The sequence below is a fragment of the Streptomyces globisporus genome, from assembly GCF_003501885.1.
Classification (GTDB): domain Bacteria; phylum Actinomycetota; class Actinomycetes; order Streptomycetales; family Streptomycetaceae; genus Streptomyces; species Streptomyces globisporus_D.
Map to the genome: position 1 here is coordinate 1 of NZ_QWFA01000292.1, position 5,140 is coordinate 5,140.

The window sequence follows — 5,140 nt, forward strand, 5'->3', positions numbered from 1 at the left end:
CCGCCCGGCCGCGGCCCCGCTGCCCCGGCAGTCCCGGACCCCGCCGCTGGCCCGGCCCGCCCAGGTGGCGCCGGGCTCGCCGGGGCCCGCCCCGGTACCGGGCAACGCCCTGCTGGTCGCCGAACTCCCGGTCCCGCGCCGGGAGTCCGGAGCGCCGTACACGGTGAACGACCAGCTGATGGTGGCCACCGCCCTGACGGTGGCCGACTGGAACCGGGCGCAGGGCGCGCCGGGGGCGGACCGCCGGCCGCTGAGGATCACCATGCCGGTCGACGACCGCACCCGGGGGCCGGAGATGCCGATAGGCAACGGCACCCGGCTGGTGGAGGTCGGCTTCACCGCGGCCGAGCTGGCGCCGGGGACGGACGTGGCGGCGCTGCTGCGGACGACCGCCGAGCGGACCCGGGCGCTCAAGGCTCAGCCGCGCCCTCAACTGGGGCACGGCGCGGGGCTTTTGACGGTGCCGTTGGTGCCGGTGGCGGCCCGTGCCGTCCTCACCCGCGGGCTGCGGGTGGCGGCCGGTCCGTGGACCTCGACGACGCTGCTGAGCAACATCGGGCGGATTCCGTACCCGTTGGACTTCGGTGACGCGGGCCGGGCCACCGCCGTGTGGTTCTCCGCGCCCGCCCGGATGCCCCGGGGCCTCACCTTCACCACGGCGTCCACGGGCGGCCGGCTGCATCTGGCGCTGCGCTGGTCGCGCACCCTGCTGGGTGAACGCGACGGTGCGACGCTGCTGGACCTGTTCACCCGCCACCTGGCCGCGACGTCCTCGGAGGCCACATGACCAGCACCACGTCCCCCTCCCCCGGGCTGCGGGACTTCTACGAGAACCCGTCCGTCCCGGTCGCCTCCGGCGACGGGCGCACCCTGCGGCAGGCCCGGCTGCTGGCCGACGCGCTGGACGCGCCGGGGCAGGTGATCCTCGACATCGGGTGCGGTGACGGTACGGCGGCGGCCACGGCGGCCCCGTTCCTCGCCGGGCACCGGCTGATCGGGGTCGACTGGTCGCAGGACGCGCTGCGCAGGGCCCGGCCCCGGATGGGCCATGTGGTGCGCGGCGAGTTGGAGCACGGCGGGCTGCCGCTGGCCGACGGGTGCGCGGACGCGGTGCTGTTCAGCGAGATCCTGGAGCATCTGGTCGACCCGGACCAGGCGTTGGACGAGCTGCGGCGGGTGCTGCGGCCGGGCGGCCATCTGATGCTGTCCACCCCGAATCTGGCGGCCTGGTACAACCGGGCGCTGCTGCTCGCCGGGGTGCAGCCGGTGTTCTCGGAGGTCAGCCTGCGCGGGATCCACGGCCGTCCGGGCTCGGAGGTGGTGGGGCATCTGCGGCTGTACACCGCCCGGGCGCTCCGCTCGTTCCTGACGGCGTCCGGCTTCACCGACGTGACGATCAAGGGCGCCCCCTTCCACGGAGTGCCGCGTCCGCTGCGCCTGCTGGACCGGGCGGCGTGTGCGGTGCCCGGGGCGTCCTCCATCCTGCTGGCCCACGCGCGGCGGAGGTAGCCGCATGTGGTGGGGTGTCGGCGCGGCGCTCGTCGCCAACGCGCTGTACAGCGTGGGATTCGTGGTGGAGAAGCGGGCCCTCGGTTCGCTGCCCGCGCTGTCGGCGGGCCGCCCGCTCCAGGTGATCCGGGTGCTGGCGACGAGTCCGCTGTGGATCGTCGGCGCGCTGGCGCTGGCGGCCGGGTTCGGGGCGCAGCTGGTCGTCTACCGCGCGCTGCCGATCGCGGCGGCGCAGGGCATCTTCGTCTCCGGACTGGTGCTGCTCCTGCTGCTGTCGTCGGCGGTGCTGGGCGAGGAGTCGACGGGCCGCGAACGCTATGCGCTGGGCGGGGTCCTGCTCGCGCTGCTGATGGTGGTGGCCTCGGTCCGCGAGGGCGAGGACGTGGTGAGCGGCGGGGCCCCGTGGACGCTGGTGCTGCTGGTCTGCGTGCCGGCGCTGGCGGCGGGCGTCTGGCTGTACGTACGGGTCGAGAGCCGGGCGGCCAAACGGCACCGGGTCCCGACGAGCGGCATCGGGTACGGCGTGGCGGTGGGCCTGCTCTACGGGGTCAGCTCACTGGCGATCAAGGGCACATCCAGCCGCCTGACCAGCACCGATCTGGGCGAGGCCGCGCTGTCGCTGCTCGGGTCCCCGTACCCGTATCTGCTGCTGTTCACCGCGGTGGCCGGTCTCGTGATGTCACAGGCGGCGCTCCAGCGCTGCCGGGCGTCCCTCAACGTGCCGGTGTGCACCACGGTGACCTGCCTGTTCACCGCGGTCCTCGGGACGCTCGCGTTCGGCGAGAGCCTGCCCGAGGATCCGCTGCTGCTGGCCCTGCGGGTGGGCGGCACGGCGCTCGCCCTGTCCGTCCTGCTGGCCATGCCGCGGCACGATCCGCAGCCCGCCACACCGTCCTGACCCCGGACACGCCCCCCGTGTCCGCCACCCCTTCCGCAACTCCCCCGACACCGAGGAGCCACCGATGACCCCCGACGACCCCCTGCTGACCATCCTGGCCTGCCCGCTCGACAAGGGCCCGCTCTCCCTGCTGCCCGAGGAGAAGACGCTGTACAACCCCAGACTGCGCCTGAGTTACCCGATCGTGGAGGGCATCCCGCAGCTTCTGCCCTCGTCCGGCCGGAAGGTCGCGGCGGAGGACCACGAGCGGCTGCTCACCCGGCTCAAGGCCTCGGCCACGTGACCACGCTCGCCGCGGCGGTGGCGTCCCGGCTGCCCGAGGGCCTCGTCGCCTCCGCCGCCGTCGCCCTGTACCCGCGCTTCGAGCCCGAGCTGCGGCGGCTGGCCGACTTCTGCCCGGCGGACGGCGTCGCCCTCGACATCGGGGGCTGGTACGGCCCCTGGTCGCGGCGGCTGGCCGCCCGCTGCACCGAGGTGGTCACCGTCGAGCCCGTGCCGCATCTGGCGGAGCGGCTGCGCCGGACGCTGCCGTCGAACGCCCGGGTGGTCCAGGGCGCGGCGACGGACCGGGAGGGCACGGCCCGACTGTGGTTCCCGGAGGGCGACCGGGGCGACCGGGGGGTGTCCTCGCTCGCCCGCCGTGACATCCACGCGCACAGCCTGGAGGTGCCGTCGATCACCGTCGACGGTCTCGGGCTGCGCGGGGTCGGCTTCGTGAAGATGGACGTGGACGGCGGCGAACAGGCGGCGCTGCTCGGCGCGGCGGAACTGCTGCGCCGGGACCGGCCGGCTCTGCTCATCGAGCTGGAGAGCCGGCTCGGCCCGATCGCGCCGGCCGTCGAGCTGCTGACCGGCCAGGGTTACGCGGGCTGGCTGCTGGCGGGCCGGCGGTGGATCCCGCTGGACGGGTTCGATCTGGTGGCCCATCAGGCGCGGACCGAGCATCTGGTGCACCAGGGTCTCCTGCGCCGGGCCTTCGTCCCGCGCCGGGACCGGTACATCAACTCGGTGCTCTTCCTGCCGGACGGGCGGACACCGGGCGCGTCCTGAGGACGGCGGCCCCCGCGTATCCTCGGCCGGGGGCATGCCGAACGGAGGATGGCGTACGTGGCGGGCAGCAGCGCAGGGCGGAACGAGGCGGAGCCGGGCGATCCGGGAGGTGAGCGGGCGACGGCTCCGGGCAGCCCCGCGTCCGATGCGGACGCCCGGCCCGAGCGTACGTCGCTCAGCGCCCGGGCGCGGGACGCGGTCCGGCAGCGGATCGTCGACCGCCGCTATCCGCAGGGCGCCCGGCTCGTGGAGCGCGAGGTCGCCGAGGAGCTGCGGATGTCCCGCGTCCCGGTCCGCGAGGCGCTGCGCGCTCTGGTCGGCGAAGGGCTCCTGGAGCTGCTGCCGCACAGCGGGGTCCGGGTGCGGCGGCTGGAGCGGGCCGATGTGGAGCACCTGTACGAGGTGTGGGAGCCGCTCGCGGTCCAGGCCTCCCGGCTCGCGGCACGACGGGTGGCGGGGTCCGCCCCGGTGGAGCCGCCGGGCGTCACCGCGCTGCGGACCTCCCTCGACCGGGCGGAGGAGGCGGCGTCCGACGACGAGGGCACGCGTGAGGTCGCGGCCCACACCGCCTTCCACGAGGACATCGTGGCCCTGAGCGGCAACCCGATGCTGGCCCGCACCATGGAGCAGCTGAGCGGACAGCTCCAGCTGCTGTTCGGGATGCGCGAGGAGCCGCAGCACATGCGGGCCCAGCACGCGGTCATGTTCCGGTACATCGCGGCGGGTGACGAGGAGTCGGCCGCGGCGAGCACGCTGCTGCACGTGCGGGACAGCCGGGCCGTGGCCCTGCGGTCCCTGTTCGACGACGTCTGACTATTTGTATACCAATCACTCCCACCCCTCGAGGGCCTCGCCAGGTCAGAGCGTACTTCCTGCACGTTTCCTGCACGCCCAGGGAGCGGAATCACTCCTTCCCGGAATCACGACAGTTCTGGTATACAAAATGCTCCCGCTCGCTTCCGCGACCCAAGGAGCCCTCCCATGTGCGTCGAGAACAACCCGCCCCCTTCCGGCCGGCTGACCAGGCGGGGTGTGCTCGCCGGCGCCGCGGCCCTCGCCGGAACCTCGGCCGTGCCAGCGGGAACAGCCCCGGCCGCGTCCGCGGGGGTGCTCTGCCACAGCTACAGCGAGAAGGGCTGCGACGCGGTCACGGCGGGCATCCGCTCCCTGGAGCACGGGGCGTTCGTCGGCGAGCGCACGTTGCACGAAATGCGCCGCAGGGGTACGTACTTCACGCCGACGCTCACCGCGATCGCCGGGCTCGCCGAGTCCTCGGACCCGGTTCTGGCCGAGCGCGGCCGCACCTTCTCCCGGTCCTGAAGCGGGCGGTCCTGGCCGCGCACGAGCTGGGCGTCCCCCTCGCGGCGGGCACGGACTCCTCGGGCGGAGCGGTCGACCCGATCGGCCGCGAGGTGGAGCTGATGCACGCGGCCGGGCTCTCCGCCCTGGACGCGATCCGCACGGCGACCACGGGCGCCGCGAAGCTCCTCGGCCTCGACTCCACGGCCGGCCGGCCGGCGCGTGGCTTCGCGGGCGACGTCCTCGTCCAGGACGGCGCCGCTGGCGGACCTCGGCGTGCTGAGCCGCCCCTCGCGCGTGGTCCGGGCAGGGTTCGCGGTACCGGCGGACGCCTGACCGGGCCTCCCCTCTCCTCGCCCCCCCCGCTTCTCCCCTCTTCTTCTC

5 protein-coding genes and 2 pseudogenes are annotated in these 5,140 nt (G+C 74.6%); all 7 read left to right on the top strand.

Features of this window, described 5'->3' with window-relative positions; genetic code table 11:
- Positions 1 to 787, top strand: a pseudogene (locus D3105_RS32090) (condensation protein); the annotation flags it as partial.
- Positions 784 to 1,509, top strand: coding sequence for a class I SAM-dependent methyltransferase (locus D3105_RS32095; protein WP_006122674.1), 726 nt, complete (start codon positions 784 to 786; stop codon positions 1,507 to 1,509). The pseudogene D3105_RS32090 and the gene D3105_RS32095, both read left to right, overlap by 4 nt.
- 4 nt (positions 1,510 to 1,513) lie before the next feature.
- Positions 1,514 to 2,407: a hypothetical protein gene (locus D3105_RS32100; protein WP_118906372.1), complete on the top strand. Its 894-nt coding sequence runs from the start codon at positions 1,514 to 1,516 to the stop codon at positions 2,405 to 2,407.
- Positions 2,408 to 2,471: 64 nt separating this feature from the next.
- Positions 2,472 to 2,690 (top strand): Trm112 family protein, encoded by a 219-nt coding sequence (locus D3105_RS32105; RefSeq protein ID WP_118906373.1) that lies wholly within the window; start codon positions 2,472 to 2,474, stop codon positions 2,688 to 2,690.
- Positions 2,687 to 3,457 (top strand): FkbM family methyltransferase, encoded by a 771-nt coding sequence (locus tag D3105_RS32110; RefSeq protein WP_118906374.1) that lies wholly within the window; start codon positions 2,687 to 2,689, stop codon positions 3,455 to 3,457. The genes D3105_RS32105 and D3105_RS32110 overlap by 4 nt, the downstream gene beginning before the upstream one ends.
- A 48-nt stretch (positions 3,458 to 3,505) precedes the next feature.
- Positions 3,506 to 4,270 (top strand): GntR family transcriptional regulator, encoded by a 765-nt coding sequence (locus D3105_RS32115; RefSeq protein ID WP_118906375.1) that lies wholly within the window; start codon positions 3,506 to 3,508, stop codon positions 4,268 to 4,270.
- 288 nt (positions 4,271 to 4,558) lie between these two features.
- Positions 4,559 to 5,092, top strand: a pseudogene (locus tag D3105_RS32120) (amidohydrolase family protein); the annotation flags it as partial.
- Between the last annotated feature and the right edge of the window lie 48 nt (positions 5,093 to 5,140).

Excerpts from the sequence above, each read along its gene's own strand:
- D3105_RS32095 (WP_006122674.1), top strand. The coding sequence starts at position 784 with ATGACCAGCACCACGTCCCCCTCCCCCGGGCTGCGGGACTTCTACGAG.
- D3105_RS32105 (WP_118906373.1), top strand. The coding sequence starts at position 2,472 with ATGACCCCCGACGACCCCCTGCTGACCATCCTGGCCTGCCCGCTCGAC.
- D3105_RS32100 (WP_118906372.1), top strand. The coding sequence starts at position 1,514 with ATGTGGTGGGGTGTCGGCGCGGCGCTCGTCGCCAACGCGCTGTACAGC.
- D3105_RS32115 (WP_118906375.1), top strand. The coding sequence starts at position 3,506 with ATGGCGTACGTGGCGGGCAGCAGCGCAGGGCGGAACGAGGCGGAGCCG.